We start from the raw sequence: 24,259 nt of genomic DNA, 5'->3' as shown, positions 1-24,259 counted from the left end.
CCTTGACCAGCCGGTACTGGCGGTTGTCGACCTTGGCATAGACGGCGATCTCGGAGAGGTCGCGGCACAGCAGCGTCAAATGGTGCTTGTCGTCGACGCCGCGGATGCGGCGCACCCGCTCGACCGCGTCCTTATTGTCGAGCTGGCACACCAGCGCATAACAGGAGTCGGTCGGCAAGGCCACCAGGCCACCCTTGTGGATGATCTGGGCCGCCTGCTTGATCAGGCGCAGTTGCGGGTTGTCGGGATGGATCTCGAAGAATTGACTCATGACTGCTTCCGTATTCGGTTCATTCAATGCAAAGCGGCGGTGTCGCCACCGCCGCCAAACGGATACCCGGTGCGCTCAGCGCTGCCCGCGCAATGCCGCGATGCGCTGCTCCAGTGGCGGGTGCGTCGAGAACAGCTCCATGATGCCGGGCTTGTCGCTGATGCCCAGCGCGGCCATCGAGTTGGGCAAGCCTGCTGCCGAAAAACCGCCCAGGCGCGCCAGCGCATGGATCATCGGCTGGGGCGAGCCCATCAGCCGCGCCGCGCCGGCATCGGCGCGGAACTCGCGATGGCGCGAGAACCAGGCCACGATCATCGAGGCGCCGATACCGAACACGACCTGGCACACCATCACCGTCACCATGTAGCCGATGCCGGGGCCGGACTCGTCGTTGTTGCGACGCAGGGCCGAGTCGACGAAATAGCCGACCACCCGCGACAGGAATACCACGAAGGTATTCACCACGCCCTGGATCAAGGTCATGGTGACCATGTCGCCATTGGCGATGTGGGCCACTTCGTGTCCCAGCACGGCCTCGACTTCTTCCTGGGTCATGCCCTGCAACAGGCCGGTCGACACCGCCACCAGGGCCGAGTCGCGAAAGGCGCCGGTGGCGAACGCGTTCGGTTCGCCCTCGTACACCGCCACTTCGGGCATGCCGATACCGGCGCGCTGGGCCAGCCTGCCGACGGTCTGCAGCAGCCAGGCTTCGGTGCCGTTGACCGGCGTTTCAATGACGCGCGCGCCGGTGGACCACTTGGCCATGCTCTTGCTCATCAGCAAGGAGATGATCGAGCCGGTGAAACCGACCACCAGCGAAAACACCAGCAGCATGGGCAGGTTCAGGCCGGCATTGGTGAGGAAACGGTCGACACCCAACAGCGACAAAATGACGCTCATCACGACCAGCACGGCAATGTTGGTAGCAATAAACAGCAAGATGCGTTTCATCGGAACACTCCTATCGGGGGAACTGGCTGGTAGATAGGATTGCCGCGGCCGAATTCAAGAGCGCGACCGTGGCCGGCCGGCACCGGGCGCGGTCGTGGCAGTGCTAGAAACCCCAGTCGTGCCAGACCGGGGTCAGCCCGCGCGACAGGGGCGGCAATTCACCTAGGTCGACCCGCGATTCGCCGGGTCCATGGAAGTCGGAGCCCATCGACGCCAGGAAACCGTAGTGACGCGCAACCTGGGCATATTCTTCGTATTGTTCCGGGGAATGGCTGCCGGTGGTGACTTCGATGGCCGCCCCGCCCAGTTGCTTGAATTGGTCGAACAGCGCGCCGAACTGCAGCGGGCTGTACTTGTAGCGGCCGGGGTGGGCGATCACCGCGACCCCGCCGGCGCCGCGTATCCAGGCCACTGCCTCATCGAGCGTTGCCCAGCGATGGGGCACATAGCCGGGCTTGCCCTCGGTGAGGTAGTTGGCGAACACTTCCTTGGTGTCGCCGCAATGACCGCGCTCGACCATGTGGCGGGCAAAGTGCGTGCGCGAGATCAGGTCGGGATTGCCCACGTGCTGCAAGGCACCTTCGTAGGCGCCGCAGATGCCGACCTTGTCGAGTTCGTCGGCAATCTCGCGGGCGCGCCGCTCGCGTCCGTTGCGGGTCGCCGCCAGGCCGGCGATCAGCGCGGGATTGGTTTCGTCGACCCGCAGGCCCACCACGTGCACCGTCTGGCCGGCCCAGGTCACCGAGATCTCGACCCCACCCACATGGTGCATGCCCAGTGCCTGGGCGGCGGCGCGGGCACGGGCCACACCGCCCAGCTCGTCATGGTCGGTCAGGGCCCACACACCTACACCATGGGCGTGCGCGCGCGCGGCGACCTGTTCCGGCGGCAGCAGGCCGTCGGAGACATTGGAGTGGCAATGCAGGTCGAACTTGAGTTGAGACATAGGATCGGGTGGAGTCGGATGCAAGCTGCAACCGAATGCCATTGTACGCCGCATCGGCGGCCCTTGCCGGCTACCCGATGAAGCGCTCGATGAGCTGCGCCAGCCGTTCGGGCTGGTCGTGGTGCAGCATGTGGCCGGCATCCTCGATCATCTCGACCTGTACCTTGTCAATGAACGCAATGCGGCGGTCGATCTCTTCGCGCACCAGTTCGTTGGAACCGAAGAACCGCCACAGCTCGCTCTGGCGCGCCTCCACCCACAGCACCGGCGCGGTGATGCGGGCCAGGCAGGCGGTCATCTCGTCGGCGCGATACAGCAAGGGGCTGACCTGCTTGTGGGCCGGGTCGCCCAGTATCTGCCACTGGCCATGGGCGTCGGGCCGGGCCCAGTGCTGCGCCAGGAACGCGGCGCGCGCGTCGGTGAGGCGGGCATTGTTCTTCTGTAGCCGCGCGGCCACCTGGTCGACGCTATCGTAGCCACGCATGAGTGGTACCTTGCGCAAGCTGTCGAGCCATTCGGCAAACCGATCCGGAGCCTGCTCGGGACGCGTCGGTGGCAGCCCCACCCCTTCCAGGTTGATCAGCCGCGCCACCCGTGCCGGACGCACGCCGGCATACAGGCTGGCGATGTTGCCGCCCATGCTGTGACCCAGCAGGTTGACGGCGTCGTCGCCGGCGTAATGGGCCAGGATGGCATCGAGGTCGGCCAGGTAGTCGGGAAACCAGTAGGTATCGGCGCCGCTGCGCGCCGACAGGCCGAAGCCGCGCCAGTCGGGCGCGATCACATGCCAGTCGCGTTGCAAGGCGTCGACCACGAACTGGAACGACGCCGAGACATCCATCCAGCCATGCAGCATGAACAGCTTGGGCGCACCGTCGTCGCCCCAATGGCGGATGTGGGACCGCAGGCCGCGCAGGGTCAGGTATTCGGAACGGAAGGGCTTGCCGGGCTGGGTCATGGCGCTGTGCGGTGGAGGATCGAGCCGGCAAGTATAGTCAAAACCGAACGACCGTGCGCAATCCCGGCGCATTCAGGGCAAAAAACGCCCCAGATCGAAGGTCGAGCGCCGGCCGATGCTGTCGAAGTGCTGTTGCAGCCATTCGCCGGCCCGTTGCCGCCCCTGCTGGTGCAGGCTGCGGATGAAGCTGCCCTGGGTGTTGAGCTTGCTCATGTTGGTCAGTTGCCCCATCAGTTCGTCGGCGTCGATCAGGTGCATGTTGAGCCGGCGCAGGCGACGCTCCAGCGAGCCGAACGCGAAGCTGGCATTCTCGGCTTCGCGCTTGACCATCGCCAGCCCGGTCAACTCGGTGAAGAAGGCCGAACTGAAACTGATCTCCGACAGCCGCTGGCCGATCTCGTCGCTGGTGGTGGGCGTGACCGGGCGCCGGCTGGGATGCAGCAGCACCACCATCACATCAGGCGAGGCGCAGGCCTGCAGCAGCGGGAAGATCGGGGGATTGGCGGTCAGCCCACCATCCCAGTAGGCCTCGCCATCGATCTCGATGGGCCGATGCAGCGACGGCAGGCAGGCCGACGCCAGCAACACGTCGGCCGACAGATCGGCGTTGCGGAAGATCTTCAGCGTGCCGGTGCTGACCTGGGTGGCCGCGATGAACAGGCCAATCTCGCGCTGCTGGCGCAGCCGCTCGAAATCGATCTGTTCGTTGAGGATGTCGCGCAGCGGATTGATATCGAGCGGGTTCAACTGGGCCGGCGTGAAAAAGCGCGTCATCGCCAACAAGGCCTGCATGCCGGGCATGGTGGCCGGATTGGTCACCGCCGCGCCACCAAAGTCGGGCTGGTCCAGGCCGAAGGGTTCGCGCGTGGACAGGCTGCTCCAGAACCGCTCCAGCGCCGCCCGGGCGCCGTCGCGTCCATCCTGGGCATAGCCCTGGGCCAGGATCGCTGCATTCATGGCACCGGCCGAGGCGCCGCTGATGCCTTCGATATCCAGCCGCGCGTCTTCCAGCAGCCGATCCAGCACGCCCCAGGTAAAGGCGCCGTGGGAACCACCACCCTGCAGGGCGAGACTGACGATCTTGTTGGCCATGATGTCCTTTTGCCGGGCCTGGGCCCTGCCGTTATCATTGCTGTCACCGGGTTGTCATCGGGGCACCTTATGCTGCACCGCACCACGAACATGGTATAACATGAATGTGGTCTTGGCCCGGAAATCAACGTCGAGACAACATTTTCATTCCGCTGCCCTGCCCGCATCGGCCGTGACATTCCCGGGGCATTGTAGCGATGGTTATTGCAGAGGACTCATGAAATCGATTTGCGTTTATTGCGGCTCTTCCCCTGGCGCATCGCCGGCCTATGCCGACGCGGCCCGCCAGTTGGCCCGTGAAATGGTCAAGAACAATATCGCGCTGGTGTACGGCGGTGGCAATGTGGGCCTGATGGGCATCATCGCCACCGAGATCATGCAACTGGGGGGCGAAGCCACCGGGGTGATCCCCAAGGCCCTGCTGGACAAGGAACTGGGCCACCATGGCCTGACCCGCCTGCACATCGTCAAGGACATGCACGAGCGCAAGGCCATGATGGCCGAGCTGGCCGACGGCTTCGTGGCCATGCCGGGCGGCATGGGTACGCTGGAAGAATTGTTCGAGGTGCTGACCTGGGCCCAGCTGGGCTTTCACTACAAGCCCATCAGCCTATACAACACCGAGGGCTTCTATGACAACCTGATCGCTTTCGTCGACCACCTGGTGTCGCAGCGCTTCGTGAGCAGCGACCAGTCGGGCCTGATGATGCACGAATCCGATCCGGCGCGCCTGATCGAGCGCTTCAAGACCTTCACCCCCAGCTACAAGACCAAGTGGGCCGATCGCGAGGCAGTGGCCAACCTGCTGCCCTGATCCCCGGCGCCGCTACGGCGATCCAATGAAAAATGCCTGCGGCTCCTGGAGTCGCAGGCATGTCCATGGCTACCGGCCGCCTCGCACCATCACGGCATCAGGCATCAGGCATCCAGTGCCTGGCGGAAGTCGTGCACCAGGTCGTCGGTGTCTTCCAGTCCGACCGACACCCGGATGAGCGACTCGGCGATGCCCATCGCCGCGCGTCGCTCGCGCCCCATTTCGTAGAAGATGGTATGCGACACCGGGATCACCAGCGTACGGGTGTCGCCCAGGTTGCTGGAAGCGACCGCCAGTTGCATCCGGTTCAGGTAGTCGAAGCAATCGATGCCATCCTTCAATTCGAACGACAGCAGGCTGCCGTACGAGCGGAACAGCTCGCTGGCCAGGGCGTGCTGCGGATGCGACGCCAGGCCCGGGTAGTAGACGGCAGCGACGCGATCATCGGCCTCCAGCATCTGGGCCAGGGCCAGCGCATTGCGACACTCGCGCTCCAGGCGCAGCGCGATGGTCTCGGCACCGACCGCGATGTGGTGCGCCGCCTCCGGGCCCAGTGAGGCGCCGAAGTCGCGCAAGGCCTTGGCGCGGATCTGCGCCATGCCCCATTGCGGCGCCGGGTTGCGCTTGTAGTTCTCGGCGATGTGCGGATAGCGGGTCCAGTCGTATTCGCCGGTATCGGTCAGCGCGCCACCCAGCGCATTGCCGTGGCCGGCGATCGACTTGGTCAGCGAATTGACCACCAGCCCGGCACCTACCGCCTTGGGCCGGAACAGGTAGGGCGAGGTCATGGTGTTGTCCACCACGTACAGGATGCCGCGCGCGCGGCACAGCTCGCCGATACGCTTCAGGTCGGCGATCTGGGTACGCGGGTTGGCGATGGTCTCGACGAACACCAGGCGCGTGTTGGGCTTCAATGCGGCCTCGACATTGGCCGCGTCGGTGGCGTCGACCATGCTCACCTCGGCGCCCTGCGCGCCTACCGTCATCCACAGGCTGTTGGTATTGCCGAACAGGAAGGCCGACGACACCACGTGGTCGCCTTCGCGCAGCAAGCCTTGCACGATGGCGCCGATGGCGGCCATGCCGGTGGAAAAGCAGATGCTCGACCGGCCGCCTTCCATGGCGGTGATCTTGTCTTCCAGCGCCGACACCGTGGGATTGCCCTGGCGCCCGTAGCGGTAGCCCGGCTGCTTGCCCTGGAACACATCGGCCAGTTGGCGTGCGTCCTTGTAGCCGAAGGCCACCGAGGTATGGATAGGCTTGTGCAGCGAGCCATGCTCGATGTCCTTCTGACGATCGCCGTGCAGGATGGTGGTGGTGAAGCCGTAGGTCTTTTTATCGTTCATCGCGAAAATTTAAAAGTGCAGATAGACAAACGCCGACTGCGTTCGGGCAGCCGGCGTTGGCAGGTACGGGTCAGGCGCGGCCTGGCATCACTCCACGCGCGCCAGGTTCAGGTTCAGCTGCGAGCGCACCACATCCTCCAGCATCGGCTGCGGGTTCTTGCGCGCCAGTTCGATGCGGTCCAGGTATTCCTGGGTGATGTCGCCGGTGATGTACTGGCCGTCGAAGCACGAAGCCTCGAAGTTCTTGAGCGCAGGGTTGCATTCGGAAATGGCGCGCTTCATCGCCTCGACGTCCTGGTACACCAGGGCATCGGCGGTGATTTCACGGCACACTTCCTCGGTGCTGCGGCCGTAGGCGATCAGTTCGTCACGGGTCGGCATGTCGATGCCGTACACGTTGGGGAACATCACCGGTGGCGCGGCCGAGGCGAAGATCACATTCTTGGCGCCCGATTCGCGCGCCATCTGGACGATCTCGCGGCTGGTGGTACCCCGCACGATGGAGTCATCCACCAGCAGCACGTTCTTGCCCTTGAATTCGCTGACGATGGCGTTGAGCTTCTGGCGCACCGACTTCTTGCGCAGCGCCTGGCCGGGCATGATGAAGGTACGGCCGATGTAGCGGTTCTTGATGAAGCCCTCGCGGTACTCGATGCCCAACTTCAGCGCCAGCTCCATGGCGGCCGGACGGGACGAATCGGGGATCGGCATGACGACGTCGATTTCGCCCGACTTGAATTCGCGGCGGATCTTGTCGGCCAGGAACTCGCCCATCTTCAGGCGCGTGCCGTACACCGAGGCGCCATCGATGACCGAGTCGGGACGGGCCAGGTAGACGTACTCGAAGGCGCAGGGATTGAGGGTCGGGTTTTCGGCACATTGCTGGTTGTACAGCTTGCCATCGATATCGATGAAGATCGCCTCGCCCGGCATCACGTCGCGCAGGAAGCGGAAGCCCATGCCTTCGAGTGCGACCGACTCGCTGGCCATCATGTATTCGATGCCGCGTTCGCTTTCGTTGAAACCCAGGCACATCGGGCGGATGCCGTACGGATCGCGGAAACCCAGCAAGCCGTAGCCGGCGATCTGCGCCACCACCGCGTACGAACCGCGCACCCGCTTGTGGACCATGGTCACGGCCTTGAACAGGGCCGCCGGATCGAGCGAATAGCCGGTGGTAGCCTGCTGCAGCTCGTGGGCCAGCACGTTCAACAGGACTTCGGTATCGGAGTCGGTGTTGAGGTGGCGCCGATCGTTCTTGAACATCTCGATCTTGAGCTGGTCGGCATTGGTCAGGTTGCCGTTGTGGGCCAGGATGATGCCGAACGGTGCGTTGACATAGAACGGTTGCGCCTCTTCCTCGCTGGACGAGCCGGCGGTCGGGTAGCGTACCTGGCCGATACCGGTATTACCCGGCAGCGAACGCATGTTGCGGGTACGGAACACGTCGCGCACCAGGCCATTGGCCTTGTGCATCGAGAAACCCTGCTGGTGGTTGGTTGCAATACCCGCTGCGTCCTGGCCGCGGTGCTGCAGCAGCAGCAGCGCGTCATACAACATCTGGTTCACGGGGCTATGAGAGACGATACCGACGATGCCACACATGGTGGACTCCTAACAAAACGAAAACGACGAAAACCACAATCCAGGCGCTACTTGACACCCCGGCGACGCCAACACGACGTCAGGCCGGGGCGGAAAAACTTATATGCTCGGCAAACTTGCCCGGCAGGAACTGCATCACCTGCAGCGCTGCCTGTTCAGCCCAGGGGCTCAGTATTGCATCCTTCCAGAACGGCTGCTGCGGGATGGACGTGGTGCCGCACAGCAACACCGCCGCCAGCACGACCAGGATCCCGCGCGCCACGCCGAACACGCTGCCCAGCGCCCGGTCGAGCATGCCCAGGCCGCTGACCTTGATCACTTCGCTCAAGGTCCTCGACACCAGCGCCATCAACAGCCTGGTACCGATGAACAAGGCGATGAAGGCCACGATCAGCCGGGTCGATTGCCCCGGCACCAGCTCGGGCAACATCCCCGCCAGCGCTTCACCGTAGGTATTGGCCACCACCAGGGCCACGATCCAGCTGGCCAATGACAATACTTCGCGCACCAGTCCGCGCAAGGTGCTGATGATTACCGAACAGACCACCACCAGCAACACCAAGTAGTCAAAAATCGTCACGATGACAACAATATGTAGCTAGATAGTCTCAAATTCAAGCCGGGACGATGGTCGCGTTCAAGCCGAGCTTCTTGATCCGGGCCGCCGTGCGTTCGGCGTCGTCACGTCCCGTGAAGGGACCGACGCGGATGCGGGTGCGCTCGCCGCCCTGGGTCGATATCTTCTGGGTGTACGAATGGATGCCGGCGCCGGTGAGCTTGCTGCGCAGTTCATTGACCTTGTCCTGGGTGGCCAGCGCCGCCACCTGGATGACGAACTTGCCAGCGGCGGCGGCCGGCTTCTTGTCGGCCGCGGCGTTGGAGGACTTGCCTTCGAGGATGGCCAATGCCCGCGCCGCATCGTCGCCACTGTCGGTGGCATGCGGCTTGGGGGCTTCCTTGGGCTTGGGCGGCTCGACCTTGGCGGTCTTCCTGGGCTCTTCCTTGTGCTCGACGGCGGGTTTCTTTTCTTCCGGCTTGGCGGCTGGCTTCTCGACCGGCTTGGGCGGGGCGACCGATGCCACCGGCGGTGCGGTGACCGGTGCCGGCGTCACCGCCGACGGTTCGACGATTTCTTCCTTCTGGTCCAGTGCCGCGCTGGACGCCACCCGTGCCGGCTCGCTGGCCGCCGCGGCCGGCTGGGCCACGCTGGAGGTGTTGTTGGCGCCCTGGTCCTTGGATGGGATCTGGATGGCGATATCGTCGTTGAGCGGGCGCGGCTCGGAATCGAGGATCATCGGCAACAGGATCACTACCGCCAGGGCCAGCGCCACGGCGCCGATGAGGCGGCGGCGCGCACGTTTCTTTTCGGGCAACAGGGGATCGACGCCTTCCTTGCCGGCCTTGCCCCGGGCGGGACCGCGGCCGCTGGTATTGGCGGCACGACTGGTACGGCTGCGCAGAACCGAGGTTTCCTCTGCGGAACGCGAACGGAATTCGCCTTGGTCGGAAGCAGATTCCTGCTTGTTTTTACGGAAAAACGAGAACAAGCCCATGCGACAGTCAAGTTGATTGATCTTAAGGCAAGAACCCGCAAACCCCGGGGTTCCTGAAAAACACACGTGCGCTATTCAGGCGCGACTCACGGCCTGCGGCCAGGATCGACATCAGTGCAATCCGGGTCGCCGTGCCTGCATGACACCGGCCACCGTGAGGAAGGATCCAAAAACCACAATTCTATCATTCTCGCCTGCCCTGCCGAGGGCATTTGCATAGGCCGCGGCCGGCGTGTCGAAGGTCTCGATGCTGCGTGCCGCGTCGCGCCTGAATTCGGGCTGCACCCCGGCTTCCAGCAGGGCGTCGCGCAACTGCCCGGCGCTGGCCGCGCGCGGCAGCGGCAGGTCGGTCACGCACCAGTGGTCGATCCTGTCCTTCAGGTGACCGATGACGCCTTCGATATCCTTGTCCAGCATGGAGCCGAACACCGCATAGGTGTACGGATGAAAGCCCATGTTGTCCAGGTTCTGCGCCAGCGTGGCGGCCGCGTGCGGGTTATGCGCCACGTCCAGGATCACCACCGGCTGGCCTGGCAGCACCTGGAACCGCGCCGGCAACTCGACCGTCGCCAGGCCTGTGCGCACTTCCTGCGCGCCCACCGGCAACACTTCGCGCAAGGCTTCGAGCGCGGCCAGCGCGGCCGAGGCATTGAGGATCTGGTTGGCGCCACGCAAGCTGGGATACGCCAGCGAGTTGCGGCGCATGCCGCGCCCGCCGTAAGCCCACTGCTGCTTGTCGCCCTGGTAGTTGAAGTCGCGCCCCATCAGCCACAGGTCGGCGCCGATCTTCTCGGCGTGCTCGATGAGCGACTTCGGCGGCATCGGGTCGCCGCACACGGCCACCTTGCCGGCGCGGAAGATGCCGGCCTTTTCGAAGCCGATCTCTTCGCGCGTGTTGCCCAGGTATTCGGTGTGGTCGATATCGATGCTGGTGACGATGGCCACGTCGGCATCGATCACATTGACCGCATCCAGGCGGCCGCCCAGGCCCACTTCGAGGATGACCACATCCAGGGGCGCCGCGGCCAGCAACTTCATGATGGCCAGCGTGGTGAATTCGAAATAGGTCAGCGAGATGTCGCCGCGCACCGCCTCGACGGCGTCGAAGGCGGCCACCAGCTGGGCGTCGCTGGCCATGTCGCCACCAATGCGCGCGCGCTCGTTGAAGTGCAGGAAATGCGGCTTGATGTAGAGACCGACGCGATAGCCTGCGCGCATCAGGATCGATTCCAGCATGGCGCAGGTGGAGCCCTTGCCGTTGGTGCCGGCGACCATGATCACCGGACAGGCGAAGTTCAGTTCGAGTCGCTGCTTGACCTTGGCGACGCGCTCCAGCCCCATGTCTATCTGCTTGAAATGTCGCTGCTCCAGCAGCGCCAGCCATTCGTTGAGCGTGGTGGGGGTAGTGGGTACTTGCGATGTCATGGCGCCGCTCGGGTCGAGGGAAAAAACAAGGCCCGGACTTGCCGGTCGGCAAATCCGGGCCCGATGGGATGCGCTGCTCAGGAAACCGTTTCGGCCGCCTGGTTCTGCAGCAATGCCAGCAGGCGCGCGATTTCCTCGCGCATCTTGCGACGGTCGACGATCATGTCGATGGCACCCTTGGTCAACAGGAACTCGGCGCGCTGGAAGCCTTCCGGCAGCTTCTCGCGTACGGTGTTCTCGATGACACGCGGCCCGGCAAACCCGATCAGGGCGCGCGGCTCGGCCATCACGACATCGCCCATGAAGGCAAACGAGGCCGACACGCCGCCCATGGTGGGGTCGGTCAGCACGCTGATGAAGGGCAGTTTCTTCTCGGCCAGCTTGGTCAGCATCGAGGTGGTCTTGGCCATCTGCATCAGCGACAGCAGGCCTTCCTGCATACGGGCGCCGCCGGTGGCGGTAATGCAGATGAACGGCACTTTCTGCTCGAGTGCGGCCTGGGCACCGCGCGCGAAGCGCTCGCCCACCACCGAACCCATCGAGCCACCCATGAATTCGAATTCGAAGCAGGCCACCACCACCGGCAAGGTCATGATCGCGCCGCCCAGCACTACCATGGCGTCGGTTTCACCGGTGGATTCCATGGCGTCCTTGAGACGATCAGGGTACTTTTTGCTGTCTTTGAACTTGAGGGTATCGATCGGCAGCGCCTCCTGGCCGATCTCGTAGCGACCGCCTTCGTCGAGCAGGGCATCGAGACGAGCGCGGGCGCGGATGCGCATGTGGTGGCTGCACTTGGGGCAGACATGGAGATTGGACTCCAGGTCGGTACGATACAGTACGGCTTCGCAGGAGGGGCACTTGACCCACAAGCCTTCCGGGATCGACTTGCGACTTGCGGAACCACTGCGTTGAATCTGGGGTGGCAACAACTTCTCAAGCCAGCTCATAGAATCCTCTTTCAAATTTCCGGTGGCGAATTGTACCAGAGCCGATTCCCCGCTACATGCCCGGCGCGGTTTCGTTTCCAGGCTGCAATACACTTCCCTTGGCATGGGAAATATCGAACCAAATGGGCCGTGCGCTACTCAAGCAGCATCAAGCCCAACCTCAAGGAAATCCATGATCAAAATACCCGCCCTGCTGGGCATGACGCTGGTCCTGCTGGCCGGCCAGGCCGTGGCGCAATACACCGGCCCCTCGCAAAACCCGGCCATCACCGACGTGGCGCGCGCCAGCAAGTCAGCCGACAAGAGCCAGGTGCTGCTTGAGGGATTGCTGGTGTCGAAGGTGCGCGACGAGCATTACATCTTCCAGGACTACACCGGTGCCATCGAGGTCGAGATCGACCACAAGCGCTTTCCCACCACTCCGGTGAGCGAGAAGACGCGGGTGCGCCTGCAAGGCGAGGTCGACAAGGACTTCGGCAGCAATGCCACCATCGACGTCAAGCAGGTCACCGTGCTGCAATAGGCCACGCTCGCGCCCAAACAAAAAGCCTTCCGGTCCGGAAGGCTTTTTTTTCGAGGGCCGATCCGCCGGGTCAGGCATCCAGCGCCTGGCGAATATCGGCCACGAAGGCCTGCACCGCCGCGCATGCCTGTGCCGGCGGCGTGTTCTCGATTTCGGCAATGATACGGCTGCCGATCACCACGGCATCGGCCACCGCCGCGACCGCCTTGGCCGTGGCGCCGTCGCGAATGCCGAAGCCCACGCCGATGGGCAGCTTGACGTGGCGGCGGATGGCGGCGATGCGCTCGGCCACTTCGGCCGTATCGATATTGCCGGCGCCGGTGACGCCCTTGAGCGAGACGTAGTACGAGAAGCCGCTGCTGAACTGCGCCACCTGGCGAATCCGTTCCTCGGTGGAAGTCGGCGCCAGCAGGAAGATCGGATCGAGCCCTTGCGCCTGCATCTTGCGGGCGAAGTCCTCGCACTCTTCGGGCGGGTAGTCGACCACGATGGTGCCATCGACCCCGGCCTCACTGGCCGCGGCGATGAAGGCATCCACGCCGAAGCGCTCGATCGGGTTGGCATACCCCATCAGCACCACCGGGGTATGGGTGTTGGTCTGGCGGAACTGGCGCACCTGGTCCAGCACGTCGCGGGTGGACACATTGAACTTGAGGGCGCGTTCGCAGGCCCGCTGGATCACCGGCCCCTCGGCCATCGGGTCGGAGAACGGCACGCCGAGCTCGAGGATGTCGACGCCGCCGGCCACCAGCGCATGCATCAGCGGCACGGTCAACTCCGGCGACGGATCGCCGGCGGTGATGAAGGTGATCAGGGCCTTGCGCTTGTGCTCGGCCAGCTTGGAAAAAGTCGGTTGGATTCTGGACATGATATCGGTCTCGTTGGCGGATCAACCCAGGCGCTGCTGGACGGTGTGCATGTCCTTGTCGCCCCGGCCGGACAGGTTGGCCAGCACGATCTTGTCACGCGGCAGGGTGGCCGCCAGCTTGGCCGCATAGGCCAGTGCGTGGCTCGACTCCAGCGCCGGGATGATGCCTTCGATGCGACAGCAGGTATGGAACGCCGCCAGCGCCTCGTCATCGGTGATGCAGGCATAGGTGGCGCGGCCGCTGTCCTTCAACCAGGCGTGCTCGGGACCGACGCCGGGGTAGTCGAGCCCGGCCGAGACCGAGTGGGTCTCGATGATCTGGCCGTTCTCGTCCTGCAGCAGGTAGGTGCGGTTGCCGTGCAATACCCCGGGCGAACCCAGCGTCAGCGACGCCGAGTGACGCCCGCTGTCCAGGCCGTCGCCGGCGGCCTCTACCCCCACCAGCTGCACATCGCGGTAATCGATGTAGGGATAGAAGATGCCCATGGCGTTGGAGCCGCCGCCCACTGCCGCGACCACGTAGTCCGGCTGGCGCGATGCGATCTCGGGCATCTGCACGATGCATTCGTTGCCGATCACCGACTGGAAGTCGCGCACCATCATCGGATAGGGATGCGGGCCGGCCACGGTGCCGATGATGTAGAAGGTCGACTCGACATTGGTGACCCAGTCGCGCATGGCTTCGTTGAGCGCATCCTTGAGCGTCTTGGAGCCCGACTCCACCGGGATCACCTTGGCGCCCAGCAGGTTCATGCGATAGACGTTCTGCAACTGGCGCTTGACGTCTTCGCTGCCCATGTAGACGATGCACTCCATGCCGAAGCGGGCGCAGATGGTGGCCGTGGCCACGCCGTGCTGGCCGGCGCCGGTTTCGGCGATGATGCGTTTCTTGCCCATGCGCCGCGCCAGCAGCGCTTGCCCGATCACGTTGTTGATCTTGTGGGCGCCGGTGTGGTTGAGGTCTTCGCGCTTGAAGTAGATCTGCGCGCCACCGGCCTGCTCGGACCAGCGCTTGGCGTGATACACCGGACTCGGCCGACCGACGAAATGCTTGAGTTCGTGATGGAATTCGGCCAGGAAGTCGGGGTCGTTCTGGTACCGCTCATAACCCTGGCGCAGCTCGTCGAGCGCCAGGGTCAGGGTTTCGGCAACGAAACTGCCGCCGTAGGGGCCGAAGTGGCCACGTGCGTCGGGCAGGTCATAGGGTGCAGCCTGCCCTGGGGCAGCCGTGTTCAATTCTGTCATGGAAAATCCTGAATTCAGTTGGACGCTGGCAATGGCACAGCGTCGGCCAGGCGAACCGCATCGATGAAGGCATTGATCTTTGCGGCATCCTTGATGCCCTTGGCCGCTTCGACACCGCTACTGATGTCGACCGCGTAAGGGCGAACGCCCGCCACCGCTTCAGTGGCGTTGAGTACGCTCAAGCCACCACTCAAAACGGCCCGAGGCGCGAGTTCTTTTGGGATTAGAGACCAATCGAAGACCTTTCCGCTACCACCATACTGCTCGACCAGGGTGTCGAGCAGCAGCCCGCAGAAGAACGGACTGGCAGAGCGATATGCACGTTCGTATTCTAACAAATCGGCGGGCGTAGTCGAGGCCCCGATGCGGGCGGCGCGCACGAACGGGCGTACCGTGGCCGCGGCCAGCTCGGCACACTGCGCGGGAGTCTCGTCGCCATGGAACTGCAGCAGCGACAACGGCACCTGCATCAGCACTTGCCGCAGCTCTTCCAGGGATGCATTGACGAACAATCCCACGCTGCTGACGAAGGGCGGCAGCGAGCGCACCAGCTCGGCGGCGCGGGCAGGTGTCACGAAACGGGGGCTCTTGGGGTAGAACACGAAACCGATGGCGTCAGCGCCGGCCTGTACGGCGGCGGCCACGTCTTCTTCGCGGGTCAGGCCGCAGATCTTGATGCGGGTACGTTGGCTCATCTTCATTGCCCTATGGAAAGTTGTCGTTGCGCCATCATAAACGATCTTATAGCCATGGCCACGGGCGGTTCTCCTGCGGCAGCATCCAGGTATCGGGGTAGTCCACCCGTGCCAGGTACAGGCCGTCCGGCATGAAGGTCGGTGCGGCCCGGCTGCGATCGCGCTGGGCCAGCAGCTGTCCCATCCACTGCGGCGCCTGGTTGCCGGTGCCCACGAAGATCAGCGAACCGACGATGTTGCGCACCATGTGGTGCAGGAAGGCATTGGCCTTGAGCGTGAAGATGATGAGGTCACCCTGGCGTTGCACGGTGATGCTCTGCATGTGCCGCACCGGCGACTTGGCCTGGCATTCGACGGCGCGAAAGCTGGTGAAGTCGTGCTCGCCGATCAACTGCTGTGCCGCCTCGTGCATGCGCGCCGCGTCCAGCGGACGAAACGTGAAGCCGGCCTTGCCCGCCAGCAGCGGCGAGCGCACCGGGTGGTTGTAGAGCACGTAATGATAGGTGCGGGCCGTGGCCGAGAACCGGGCGTGAAAGCCGAAGTCGGCGGCCACGCCCGCGCGCGCGTGGCCATGCGCGACCGCCTGGCCCGACAGTTGCGCGGCCACCGCGGCATCGTCCACATGGCGCTGCTCGCACGACCAGCGCACCGCAATGCTGGGCGGCAGGAAGGCGTTGACGCCGCGCACCCACGAAAAAAGGTCGCGCGTGATCGTGGTGTCGAAATGCACCACCTGCTCCAGCGCATGCACCCCGGAATCGGTACGGCCGGCGCAGGTGGTGGCGATGCGCTGCAGCGTGAAGCGGTGCAGTGCCTGCTCCAGCTGGTCCTGCACCGTCTGCCGATGCGGCTGGGTCTGCCAGCCCTGCCATTGCGAACCGTCGTATTGCACGCCCAGCACCACCCGCCGCAGGCCCGGGCCATCGGGGTGAGCGGAATTGGCGGCAGCGGTGGTGTGGTTCATGTCGATATCTGCGTTACGGGCCGGCGGGCGGCAAAAAACAAGACGGGCACCTCATGCGAGGTGCCCGCGAGAAAACACTATTGTATGCGCCGCCGGTGATTTGGTCAGGACAGCTTGGCCAGCATGTCGTTGGCGCGCGCGATCTGGGCATCGTTGCCGCCACGCATGACTTCCTCCAGCAATTCGCGCGCACCTTCCTTGTCGCCGATTTCCTGATAGGCGGCAGCCAGGTCGAGCTTGGTGGTCATCTCGGCTTCGAAAGCCGACTCTTCGTCCTCGTCGAGCAGGTTGACCGCCGACGGCGTGGCCGGCGCGGCAGCGTCCAGGTCGAGATCGAGATCGGCCAGGCTTACCGGCGGCTTGCCGTCATCGCCATCGTCGAGCAGCATCGACGCCGAGGTCGACGCCGGCAGGATAGGCTCGTCGTCATCCGGCTTGCTGCCGTTGTCGAGATCGAGGTCGAAATCGATATCGCGGCCGAGATCGACCGCGGCCGTCGGCGCGGCGGCGGCCGGCTGGATCTCGGCGCTCTTGAAGTCGTCGAGATCGAAGTCCAGGCCCTGCTCTTCCGGCTCAGGTACCAGCGGCGCTTCGGGCGCGCCGCCATACAGCACATTGGTGGGGTCGAGCGCCAGGCCCAGTGCCGCCGCCTTTTGCCATTCTTCGCCCACGCCGCCATCGATGCGGTGCAGTTCGAGTGCGGTGCGGTTGAAGCTGTCGACGTCCTGCCGCTTGGCATAGATCTCGAGCAGCTTGCCGTGCAGGGCCTGACGTTCAGGATCGGTCTGCAACGCCAGCTTGAGGATGTCTTCGGCCTGTTCGTCGCGACCGTAGGCAATGTACATGTCGGCTTCGGCAAGGGCGTCGACGGGCGCCTCGACGACGGGCTCAACGACCGGCTCGGGCTCGACCACCTGCTCGGCCTCGGCCACCGCGGCGACGGCAGCGGCCTGTGCCGCGGGCGCAGGCTCGGGCTCGGCGGCGGCTTCGGCGGCTGGCTCTTCGGCCTTCTTCTTGCGGCGACGGGTGGCAATCACGGCGCCCGCCCCCACCACCAGCAGCGCCAGTAAGCCGCCGATCACCGGCCAGGTATAAGGACTGTGCTGCAGGGACTCGAAAAAGCCACCCTTGGCGGCCGGCGCATCGGTGGCCTGGGCCGCCGGCGGTGCCACCACTACCGGTGCTGGCGCGGCTGCAGGCGCAGGCGCTGGTTCAGGAGCGGCCGGTGCCGGCGTTGCGGCCGGTTCTTGCGGCTTGACCTCGGCCGTTGGTGCGACGTCGGTCTTGGCCGCTTCGACCGGCGCCGCGGCCGGCGTTGCCGCCGCAGCGGCTGGTGCCTTCTGCTCGCTGAGTTCGGCGATGGTCTTGTTCTTCAGTTCCAGCAGCTTCTGCAGGTTGCCGACGTTCTCTTCGAGCGCCTTGACGCGATCATTGGCTTCGGCCAATGCACGTTCGGAAGCGGCGCGGTCTTCGGCCGAACCGGCATTGCCAGCCTCGCCCTTGGCGCGACCGCCACGCGACAGCTCCAGCCGGTCACGCGCCTGGGCATTGGCGTTGCGCTCTTCGACCCGCGCGGTAATCTTGCCGCCGCCGCTCTGGCTGGCGCCGCCAGGCCTGCGCGCGGGGCCATCGGCCACCTGCGCGGCCAGCTTGTTGCGGTAGGCGTTGAAATCCTGGGCCTGCGCCACGACGATGCCGCGTGCCTCGCCCTGGTCGACCGCTGCCGCCGCCGGCTGGTCGGGGATGGCCAGCACGCGCCCGGCGCGCAGGCGATTGATGTTGTTGCCATCGAAGGCTTCCGGGTTGGCGCGGTACAGCGCTACCAGCATCTGGTCCAGCGAGACATCGGTCTGCTTGTTGCGGGCGGCGATGCCGGCCAGCGTATCGCCTTGCTTGACACGATAGTCGCCACTCTTGCCGCCAGCCGCCGCCGCCGCTGGTGCGGACGCGTCGGCGGTGGCCGGCGCCGGCCGGGTCACGCTGCCGCTGGCACTCTGCGTGGCCGGCATGTCGGCAGGACTGGCCGCGGCAGGTGTATCGGCCGGGGCCGCCTGCTGGCGACGAATCAGTTCTTCGGCCAGCGCCGACGGCGCCGGGCGCTGGACGATCGTGGACACCGGCTCTTCGCCGCTGACCGGGATCGGGGCGACTGCGGCAGCCGGCGCTGCGGCGGCCGGCGTTGCTGCGGGAGTCGCTGCGGGAGTCGCTGCATTGGCCGGTGCGGTGGACGCGGTTTCCGATGGTTTGGCCAGTGCTGCCGGTGCTGCCGGTGCTTCAGGCGCAGCAGCAGATGCCACTGCGGCAGGCGCTGCGGCGACAGGTGCTGCCGGCGCGGTCACGGCAGCAGCAGGTGCCGACGACGGTGCCGGTGTGGTGGTAGCAGGTGCCGTACTGCGGGACGGCGTCAGGGGGGTCACTTGCGCGTTGCGCGGGGTGCGGCTATCGGCGGGGTCCAGCAGGAAGGTGTATTCGCGCACGGCCTTGGCATTGCCGGCGGACAATTCGAGCAGCAGGTCGACGAATGGGTCGCTCACCGGCTGCGCCGAGCTGATGCGCACGAAGTGACGCCCTGCCCGCTGTTCGACCGCGAAACTGAGCGACGACAGCACCGGGTTGAACTCGACGTTGGCGCGCGCGAATGCCTCGGCCGGCGCCAATTTCACGGCCAGCTTGCCGGCTTCCTGGGCGCTCACCGCCGTGACCTCGATCTCGGCACGCAATGGCTGCCCCAGCGACGACAGCACCGTCAGCTTGCCCAAGGCGGCGGACTGGGCCGCCAGCGGAAAGGCCAATGCCAGCGCCACGGCGGCACTGAGCTTCTTGAGGTGCTTGATCTGCTGGGTGTGGGACGGAGGGAGCTTGGTGTTCAGAGGCATGTTTTTTATGGCGTAATGAAACGTTCCGCAAAGAACCCGTCACGCTCGTTATGGGTGGTGAGCCGTGTTGGGGCATGTGCTGCTCGGAAACCGCAGTTTCGGGACATCCGCCCGCGAAGCGCGAAGAGCCCACGACAGACCCATTTCATCAATGCCAGCACACCGATGCAGGGGCGCTGCGACACCGTTGCGCCCCGATTATGTTGGCTTTCATGAAATGAATTTGAAACCCTCCGCATCTTGTTTATGCGAAGAATCCCAGATTTTCAACTTATCATCAAGAACTTACGCTCGCAAGTGTAACCAAGTTCTCAAGACGATAAAAACCCGCCCGCGACCATCTGCATGGTCACGGGCGGGCTATTGTTGCAGACTGACAACGACAAAGGCAAGCCCCTATCGCATACGGTCGTGCAATCCCGGCATTATTTCAGGTTGCCGAGAATGATGCGCAGCATGCGGCGCAGCGGTTCGGCCGCGCCCCACAGCAGCTGGTCGCCGATCACGAAGGCCGAGATGTATTCCGGCCCCTGATTGAGCTTGCGCACCCGGCCCACGCCGATTTCCAGGCCACCGGTGATGGCCGCCGGCGTCAGCTCCCTGACCGTGACCGCACGCTCGTTGGGCACCCACTTGACCCACTGGTTGCCGCCGCGAATGATCGCCTCGATCTCGGCCAGCGGCAGGTCGCGCTTGAGCTTGATGGTCAGCGCCAGGCTGTGGCAACGCATGGCGCCGATGCGCACGCACAGGCCGTCGACCGGGATGACCTGCTGGTTGCCGAGGATCTTGTTGACTTCGGCCTGGCCCTTCCACTCTTCCTTGGACTGGCCGTTCTCGAGCTGGGCATCGATCCAGGGGATCAGGCCGCCCGCCAGCGGTGCGCCGAAGAATTCGGTCGGCACTTCTTCGCGGATGGTGCTGGCCACCTTGCGATCGATGTCGAGAATGGCCGACGATGGCGTGGCCAGTTCATCGGCCACGGCCGCGTTGATCACGCCCATGCCCTTCAACAGCTCGCGCATGTGGTTGGCACCGCCGCCGGAGGCGGCCTGGTAGGTCATCGAGCTGACCCACTCGACCAGGCCTTGCTTGAACAGGCCACCCACACCCATGAGCAGGATCGAATTGGTGCAGTTGCCGCCGATGTAGTTCTTCACGCCACGCGCCAACGCATCATTGATGACGTCGTTGTTGACCGGGTCCAGCACGATGACCGCATCGTCCTTCATGCGCAGCGACGAGGCCGCATCGATCCAGTAGCCGTCCCAGCCAGCCGCGCGCAGCTTGGGGAAGATCTCGTTGGTGTAGTCGCCGCCCTGCGCGGTGATGATGATGTCGCATTTTTTCAGCTCTTCAATGCTGTTGGCATCTTTCAGCGTCGTTGCCGTCTTGGCGAACGACGGCGCCTTGCCGCCTGCATTCGAGGTCGAAAAAAATACCGGTTCGATGTGATCGAAATCACCCTCGTCCTGCATGCGTTGCATCAGGACCGAACCCACCATACCGCGCCAGCCTACCAAACCAACCAGTTTCATCATCTTTCCCTGTGTAGAACTTCCATCGTTATCAGTCAATCGAGCCTGACATTATGCCTCAGAGGGCCTTCACCACCGCATCGCCCATCTGCTGGGTATTGACCTTGGTGGTGCCCGCTTCGTAAATATCGGCGGTGCGCAGGCCTTGCGCAAGCACTTTCTTGACCGCGTTCTCGATGCGATCGGCCTGCTCGGCGCGATTGAGCGAGAAGCGCAACATCATCGCCGCCGACAGGATGGTAGCCAGCGGATTGGCGATGCCCTTGCCGGCGATGTCCGGCGCCGAACCGTGCGACGGCTCGTACAGGCCCTTGTTGTTGGCGTCCAGCGAGGCCGAGGGCAGCATGCCGATCGAGCCGGTCAGCATGGCCGCCGCGTCCGAGAGGATGTCGCCGAACATGTTGCCGGTGACGATGACGTCGAAGTTCTTGGGCGCCTTGACCAGTTGCATGGCGGCATTGTCGACGTACATGTGCGACAGCTCGACCTCGGGGTATTGCTTGGCCACATCGCTGACCACATCCTTCCAGAACTGGAAGGTTTCCAGCACGTTGGCCTTGTCCACGCTGCACAGGCGCTTGCCGCGCTTGGCCGCGGCCTGGAACGCCACGTGCGCAATGCGCCGGATCTCCGGTTCGCTGTAGCGCATCGTGTCGAATCCTTCGCGGGCCCCCTTGAAGGGGCCGTCCGGCGCTTCACGCATGCCGCGCGGCTGGCCGAAGTAGATGTCGCCATTGAGCTCGCGCACGATCAGGATGTCCAGGTTGGCCACCAGCTCGGGCTTGAGCGAGGAGGCGCCGGTCAGTTCCGGGTAGCAAATCGCGGGACGGAAGTTGGCAAACAGTTGCAGGTGCTTGCGCAATCCCAGGATCGCCTGCTCGGGACGCAGCGCGCGTTCGAGCTTGTCGTATTTCCAGTCGCCGACCGCACCGAACAGGATCGCGTCGGCTTGCTTGGCCAGCTCGAGGGTGCCATCGGGCAGTGGGTGGCCATGGGCCTCGTAGCCGGCGCCGCCGACCGGGGCGGTTTCCATTTCGAACTGTTCGCCCAGCGAATTGAGGACGCGAACCGCCTGATCGACGATTTCCGGACCGATGCCGTCACCCGGCAGAATTGCAATCTTCATGGCACTCTCTTTTTTCTAGGGGGGTATAAAGACAAGGGCGGTCATCTGACCGCCCTTTGCTGTGTATCGACTATCGTCAGATAGTGTTACTCAACCAGGGCTGTTCATATAGCCGTTTTTCTTCGTAGGCGCGAATGGTATCGGCGCGCAATAGCGTCAGGCCGATGTCGTCGAAGCCATTCAACAGGCAATACTTGCGGAATTCGCTGATGTCGAAAGGATACGATTGGCTGCCGCTGGTGGTGCTCACCACCTGCTTTTCCAGGTCGACGACCAGGCGAAAGCCGGGGAACGCCTTGACCTCGTTGAACAGCTGGTCGACCTGCGACTCCGACAACACGATCGGCAGCAGGCCGTTCTTGTAGCAGTTGTTGAAGAAGATGTCGGCGAAGCTGGGCGCAATCACCGCCCGGAAACCATATTGGTCCAGCGCCCATGGCGCGTGCTCGCGCGAGGAGCCGCAACCGAAGTTCTTGCGCGCCAACAGGATCGACGCTCCCTGGTAGCGCTCCTGGTTGAGCACGAAGTCAGGGTTCAGCGGACGCACGGAGTTATCCATGCCGGGCTCGCCGTGATCGAGATAACGCCATTCGTCGAACAGGTTGGGGCCGAAGCCGCTGCGCTTGATCGACTTGAGGAATTGCTTGGGAATGATGGCGTCGGTATCGACGTTGGCGCGATCCAGCGGCGCGACCAAACCCTCGTGTACATTGAATTTATTCATGGTGCTGAGTCGGTGCCAACGGCTCCTGCCGCTCGCTCCTTTCCTTTTTACGGATCGACGGGCGCCGGCGGCAAGGTCATCGACCCGGCCGCCCGCGGCCAGCTTACTTCTTGGAAGAATCCTGCATCTTTTCGCCGACGTGCTGCACATCCTTGCCGAAGCCGTCGACCGTATTGCAGCCGGCCAGTGCACCCAGCGCAGCCACCAACAGAACCAGAGCGGTGATTTTTTTCATGATGTGATCTCGAGTTGACAGTTAAAGGGAACGGATATCGACGAAATGGCCGGCAATACCGGCTGCCGCAGCCATCGCCGGGCTGACCAGGTGGGTACGGCCACCGGCGCCCTGACGGCCTTCGAAATTGCGGTTGGAGGTGGAGGCGCAGCGCTCGCCCGGCTCCAGCCGGTCGGCATTCATGGCCAGGCACATCGAGCAACCCGGCTCGCGCCACTCGAAACCGGCATCGCGGAAGATGCGGTCCAGGCCTTCGCGCTCGGCTTGTTCCTTGACCAGCCCGGAACCGGGCACCACCATGGCCAGCTTGACGTTGGAGGCACGGAACCGGCCGCGCACCACTGCGGCGGCTTCGCGCAGGTCTTCGATACGCGAATTGGTGCAGGACCCGATGAACACCTTGTCGATGCGGATATCCTCCATCGGCGTATTGGGCTTCAAGGCCATGTAGGCCAGCGCCTTTTCCATGCCGTCGCGCTTGGTCGGGTCTTTTTCCTTGTCGGGGTCCGGCACCCGGGCGTCGATCGACACCACCATCTCGGGCGAGGTGCCCCAGGTCACCTGCGGCTTGATCTCGGCCGCATTGAGCGTGACCACCAGGTCGAACTTGGCGCCCGGATCGGAATGCAGCGTGCGCCAGTAGCTTACCGCGCGTTCCCAGTGCGGGCCGGACGGCGAATACGGACGACCCTTGAGGTAATTGAGGGTGACGTCGTCGAAGGCCACCATGCCAGCGCGCGCGCCGGCCTCGATGGCCATGTTGCAGACCGTCATGCGGCCTTCCATGGACAGCGAACGGATGGTCGAGCCGGCGAATTCGATGGCATAGCCGGTGCCACCGGCGGTGCCGATCTTGCCGATGATGGCCAGCACGATATCCTTGGCGGTGACGCCAGCGGGCAAGGCACCGTCGACCTGCACCAGCAGCGACTTGGACTTGCGCGCCAGCAGGGTCTGGGTGGCCAGCACGTGTTCCACCTCGGAGGTGCCGATGCCATGCGCCAGCGCCGCGAAGGCGCCGTGGGTCGAGGTGTGCGAGTCACCGCAGACCACCGTCATGCCCGGCAGGGTGGCGCCCTGCTCGGGGCCGATCACATGCACGATGCCCTGGCGCTTGTCGTTCATGCCGAAATAGGTCAGGCCGTAGGTCTTGGCGTTTTCGTCGAGCGTCTCGACCTGCAGCCGCGAGACCGGGTCGACGATGCCCTGGGCACGATCGGTGGTGGGTACGTTATGGTCCGCCACGACAAGATTGGCCGAATTACGCCAAGGTTGACGTCCGGCTAGCTTGAGGCCTTCGAAGGCTTGCGGGCTGGTCACTTCGTGGAGCAGGTGGCGGTCGATATACAGGATGGCGGTACCGTCATCTTCTGTATGGACGACGTGCGACTCCCAGAGTTTGTCGTAGAGCGTCTTGAGCATGATGCAATGTCGTGCGGAAAAGGGCACTTATCGTTGAAAACAGCATTTGATTATGCCATAAAGCGCCCTGGCCCATCCTCCTTCACACATTTTTCGATGTGCGGTCACAACAGTCAATAATGCTGCAAATTG

General features: G+C 64.2%; 23 protein-coding genes. 2 read left to right on the top strand and 21 right to left on the bottom strand.

What is annotated here, in order from left to right:
• From PMI40_RS03030 to PMI40_RS03010, 5 genes are all read right to left on the bottom strand, one after another.
• On the bottom strand, positions 1-271 hold a 271-nt coding region (locus PMI40_RS03030), incomplete at its 3' end, for a Sua5/YciO/YrdC/YwlC family protein (protein ID WP_008111975.1).
• Positions 272-346: 75 nt separating this feature from the next.
• Positions 347-1,222: a protease HtpX gene (gene htpX / locus PMI40_RS03025; RefSeq protein ID WP_008111972.1), complete on the bottom strand. Its 876-nt coding sequence runs from the start codon at positions 1,220-1,222 to the stop codon at positions 347-349.
• Positions 1,223-1,325: 103 nt separating this feature from the next.
• Complete coding sequence (locus PMI40_RS03020; RefSeq protein ID WP_008111971.1) at positions 1,326-2,168, bottom strand: 3',5'-nucleoside bisphosphate phosphatase; 843 nt, start codon at positions 2,166-2,168, stop codon at positions 1,326-1,328.
• 70 nt (positions 2,169-2,238) lie between these two features.
• Complete coding sequence (locus PMI40_RS03015) at positions 2,239-3,126, bottom strand: alpha/beta fold hydrolase (RefSeq protein WP_008111969.1); 888 nt, start codon at positions 3,124-3,126, stop codon at positions 2,239-2,241.
• Between the two features lie 72 nt (positions 3,127-3,198).
• Entirely contained in the window at positions 3,199-4,218 is a 1,020-nt protein-coding gene (locus PMI40_RS03010) for a patatin-like phospholipase family protein (RefSeq protein WP_008111966.1), read from the bottom strand.
• Between the two features lie 217 nt (positions 4,219-4,435).
• On the opposite strand from PMI40_RS03010, the gene PMI40_RS03005 reads away from it, so the two are divergent.
• Positions 4,436-5,032 carry a TIGR00730 family Rossman fold protein gene (locus tag PMI40_RS03005; protein ID WP_008111965.1) on the top strand — a complete coding sequence of 199 codons (597 nt, stop codon included), beginning with the start codon at positions 4,436-4,438 and terminating at the stop codon, positions 5,030-5,032.
• A 104-nt stretch (positions 5,033-5,136) separates the two neighbouring features.
• On the opposite strand, the gene PMI40_RS03000 is transcribed toward PMI40_RS03005, so the two are convergent.
• The 6 genes from PMI40_RS03000 to accD form a co-directional block, all read right to left on the bottom strand.
• Entirely contained in the window at positions 5,137-6,378 is a 1,242-nt protein-coding gene (locus PMI40_RS03000) for a cystathionine gamma-synthase family protein (protein WP_008111962.1), read from the bottom strand.
• Between the two features lie 87 nt (positions 6,379-6,465).
• A complete protein-coding gene (gene purF / locus PMI40_RS02995; RefSeq protein WP_008111960.1) occupies positions 6,466-7,983 on the bottom strand; it encodes an amidophosphoribosyltransferase in 1,518 nt (505 codons plus the stop codon).
• A 79-nt stretch (positions 7,984-8,062) separates the two neighbouring features.
• Positions 8,063-8,563 (bottom strand): CvpA family protein, encoded by a 501-nt coding sequence (locus PMI40_RS02990; RefSeq protein WP_008111958.1) that lies wholly within the window; start codon positions 8,561-8,563, stop codon positions 8,063-8,065.
• A 34-nt stretch (positions 8,564-8,597) separates the two neighbouring features.
• The gene (locus PMI40_RS02985) at positions 8,598-9,536 is read right to left on the bottom strand and encodes an SPOR domain-containing protein (RefSeq protein ID WP_008111957.1); all 939 of its coding nucleotides are present in this window, start codon (positions 9,534-9,536) and stop codon (positions 8,598-8,600) included.
• Positions 9,537-9,647: 111 nt separating this feature from the next.
• A complete protein-coding gene (gene folC, locus PMI40_RS02980; RefSeq protein WP_008111955.1) occupies positions 9,648-10,961 on the bottom strand; it encodes a bifunctional tetrahydrofolate synthase/dihydrofolate synthase in 1,314 nt (437 codons plus the stop codon).
• Positions 10,962-11,038: 77 nt separating this feature from the next.
• Positions 11,039-11,911, bottom strand: a complete 873-nt coding sequence (gene accD, locus PMI40_RS02975) for an acetyl-CoA carboxylase, carboxyltransferase subunit beta (protein ID WP_008111954.1) — start codon at positions 11,909-11,911, stop codon at positions 11,039-11,041.
• A 172-nt stretch (positions 11,912-12,083) separates the two neighbouring features.
• On the opposite strand from accD, the gene PMI40_RS02970 reads away from it, so the two are divergent.
• On the top strand, positions 12,084-12,434 hold the full coding sequence (locus PMI40_RS02970; protein ID WP_008111953.1) for a NirD/YgiW/YdeI family stress tolerance protein: 351 nt from the start codon (positions 12,084-12,086) through the stop codon (positions 12,432-12,434).
• Between the two features lie 70 nt (positions 12,435-12,504).
• On the opposite strand, the gene trpA is transcribed toward PMI40_RS02970, so the two are convergent.
• The 10 genes from trpA to leuC all read right to left on the bottom strand — a co-directional run bounded on the left by trpA (position 12,505) and on the right by leuC (position 24,127).
• On the bottom strand, positions 12,505-13,302 hold the full coding sequence (gene trpA / locus PMI40_RS02965; RefSeq protein WP_008111952.1) for a tryptophan synthase subunit alpha: 798 nt from the start codon (positions 13,300-13,302) through the stop codon (positions 12,505-12,507).
• A 21-nt stretch (positions 13,303-13,323) separates the two neighbouring features.
• Positions 13,324-14,547, bottom strand: coding sequence for a tryptophan synthase subunit beta (gene trpB, locus PMI40_RS02960; protein ID WP_008111951.1), 1,224 nt, complete (start codon positions 14,545-14,547; stop codon positions 13,324-13,326).
• 14 nt (positions 14,548-14,561) lie between these two features.
• Positions 14,562-15,242, bottom strand: coding sequence for a phosphoribosylanthranilate isomerase (locus tag PMI40_RS02955; protein WP_008111950.1), 681 nt, complete (start codon positions 15,240-15,242; stop codon positions 14,562-14,564).
• 46 nt (positions 15,243-15,288) lie between these two features.
• Positions 15,289-16,206, bottom strand: a complete 918-nt coding sequence (locus PMI40_RS02950; RefSeq protein ID WP_008111949.1) for a tRNA pseudouridine(38-40) synthase TruA — start codon at positions 16,204-16,206, stop codon at positions 15,289-15,291.
• Positions 16,207-16,310: 104 nt separating this feature from the next.
• On the bottom strand, positions 16,311-19,082 hold the full coding sequence (locus PMI40_RS02945; RefSeq protein WP_008111948.1) for a FimV/HubP family polar landmark protein: 2,772 nt from the start codon (positions 19,080-19,082) through the stop codon (positions 16,311-16,313).
• Positions 19,083-19,507: 425 nt separating this feature from the next.
• Complete coding sequence (asd, locus tag PMI40_RS02940) at positions 19,508-20,620, bottom strand: aspartate-semialdehyde dehydrogenase (RefSeq protein WP_040501601.1); 1,113 nt, start codon at positions 20,618-20,620, stop codon at positions 19,508-19,510.
• A 58-nt stretch (positions 20,621-20,678) separates the two neighbouring features.
• Entirely contained in the window at positions 20,679-21,746 is a 1,068-nt protein-coding gene (leuB, locus tag PMI40_RS02935; protein ID WP_008111946.1) for a 3-isopropylmalate dehydrogenase, read from the bottom strand.
• A gap of 76 nt (positions 21,747-21,822) precedes the next feature.
• Positions 21,823-22,470 (bottom strand): 3-isopropylmalate dehydratase small subunit, encoded by a 648-nt coding sequence (gene leuD, locus PMI40_RS02930; RefSeq protein ID WP_008111945.1) that lies wholly within the window; start codon positions 22,468-22,470, stop codon positions 21,823-21,825.
• Between the two features lie 103 nt (positions 22,471-22,573).
• A complete protein-coding gene (locus tag PMI40_RS02925) occupies positions 22,574-22,705 on the bottom strand; it encodes an entericidin A/B family lipoprotein (RefSeq protein ID WP_008111943.1) in 132 nt (43 codons plus the stop codon).
• A 21-nt stretch (positions 22,706-22,726) separates the two neighbouring features.
• Positions 22,727-24,127: a 3-isopropylmalate dehydratase large subunit gene (gene leuC, locus PMI40_RS02920; RefSeq protein ID WP_008111941.1), complete on the bottom strand. Its 1,401-nt coding sequence runs from the start codon at positions 24,125-24,127 to the stop codon at positions 22,727-22,729.
• Between the last annotated feature and the right edge of the window lie 132 nt (positions 24,128-24,259).

Origin of the sequence: Herbaspirillum sp. YR522 (assembly GCF_000282575.1) — a bacterium.
In the GTDB taxonomy this organism is placed as follows: domain Bacteria; phylum Pseudomonadota; class Gammaproteobacteria; order Burkholderiales; family Burkholderiaceae_D; genus Herbaspirillum.
Note: the sequence above shows the minus strand (reverse complement) of the source record. Positions and strands in the feature narration are given on the sequence as shown.

What these genes read in the sequence shown, in the direction of transcription:
- leuB (WP_008111946.1), bottom strand. Translation starts at nt 21,746, where the DNA reads ATGAAGATTGCAATTCTGCCGGGTGACGGCATCGGTCCGGAAATCGTC.
- accD (WP_008111954.1), bottom strand. Translation starts at nt 11,911, where the DNA reads ATGAGCTGGCTTGAGAAGTTGTTGCCACCCCAGATTCAACGCAGTGGT.
- trpA (WP_008111952.1), bottom strand. Translation starts at nt 13,302, where the DNA reads ATGTCCAGAATCCAACCGACTTTTTCCAAGCTGGCCGAGCACAAGCGC.
- PMI40_RS03020 (WP_008111971.1), bottom strand. Translation starts at nt 2,168, where the DNA reads ATGTCTCAACTCAAGTTCGACCTGCATTGCCACTCCAATGTCTCCGAC.
- purF (WP_008111960.1), bottom strand. Translation starts at nt 7,983, where the DNA reads ATGTGTGGCATCGTCGGTATCGTCTCTCATAGCCCCGTGAACCAGATG.
- PMI40_RS02945 (WP_008111948.1), bottom strand. Translation starts at nt 19,082, where the DNA reads ATGCCTCTGAACACCAAGCTCCCTCCGTCCCACACCCAGCAGATCAAG.
- PMI40_RS02955 (WP_008111950.1), bottom strand. Translation starts at nt 15,242, where the DNA reads ATGAGCCAACGTACCCGCATCAAGATCTGCGGCCTGACCCGCGAAGAA.
- PMI40_RS03000 (WP_008111962.1), bottom strand. Translation starts at nt 6,378, where the DNA reads ATGAACGATAAAAAGACCTACGGCTTCACCACCACCATCCTGCACGGC.
- PMI40_RS02925 (WP_008111943.1), bottom strand. Translation starts at nt 22,705, where the DNA reads ATGAAAAAAATCACCGCTCTGGTTCTGTTGGTGGCTGCGCTGGGTGCA.
- PMI40_RS02970 (WP_008111953.1), top strand. Translation starts at nt 12,084, where the DNA reads ATGATCAAAATACCCGCCCTGCTGGGCATGACGCTGGTCCTGCTGGCC.
- PMI40_RS02985 (WP_008111957.1), bottom strand. Translation starts at nt 9,536, where the DNA reads ATGGGCTTGTTCTCGTTTTTCCGTAAAAACAAGCAGGAATCTGCTTCC.
- htpX (WP_008111972.1), bottom strand. Translation starts at nt 1,222, where the DNA reads ATGAAACGCATCTTGCTGTTTATTGCTACCAACATTGCCGTGCTGGTC.
- folC (WP_008111955.1), bottom strand. Translation starts at nt 10,961, where the DNA reads ATGACATCGCAAGTACCCACTACCCCCACCACGCTCAACGAATGGCTG.
- PMI40_RS03010 (WP_008111966.1), bottom strand. Translation starts at nt 4,218, where the DNA reads ATGGCCAACAAGATCGTCAGTCTCGCCCTGCAGGGTGGTGGTTCCCAC.
- asd (WP_040501601.1), bottom strand. Translation starts at nt 20,620, where the DNA reads ATGAAACTGGTTGGTTTGGTAGGCTGGCGCGGTATGGTGGGTTCGGTC.
- leuC (WP_008111941.1), bottom strand. Translation starts at nt 24,127, where the DNA reads ATGCTCAAGACGCTCTACGACAAACTCTGGGAGTCGCACGTCGTCCAT.
- PMI40_RS02950 (WP_008111949.1), bottom strand. Translation starts at nt 16,206, where the DNA reads ATGAACCACACCACCGCTGCCGCCAATTCCGCTCACCCCGATGGCCCG.
- leuD (WP_008111945.1), bottom strand. Translation starts at nt 22,470, where the DNA reads ATGAATAAATTCAATGTACACGAGGGTTTGGTCGCGCCGCTGGATCGC.
- PMI40_RS03015 (WP_008111969.1), bottom strand. Translation starts at nt 3,126, where the DNA reads ATGACCCAGCCCGGCAAGCCCTTCCGTTCCGAATACCTGACCCTGCGC.
- trpB (WP_008111951.1), bottom strand. Translation starts at nt 14,547, where the DNA reads ATGACAGAATTGAACACGGCTGCCCCAGGGCAGGCTGCACCCTATGAC.
- PMI40_RS03005 (WP_008111965.1), top strand. Translation starts at nt 4,436, where the DNA reads ATGAAATCGATTTGCGTTTATTGCGGCTCTTCCCCTGGCGCATCGCCG.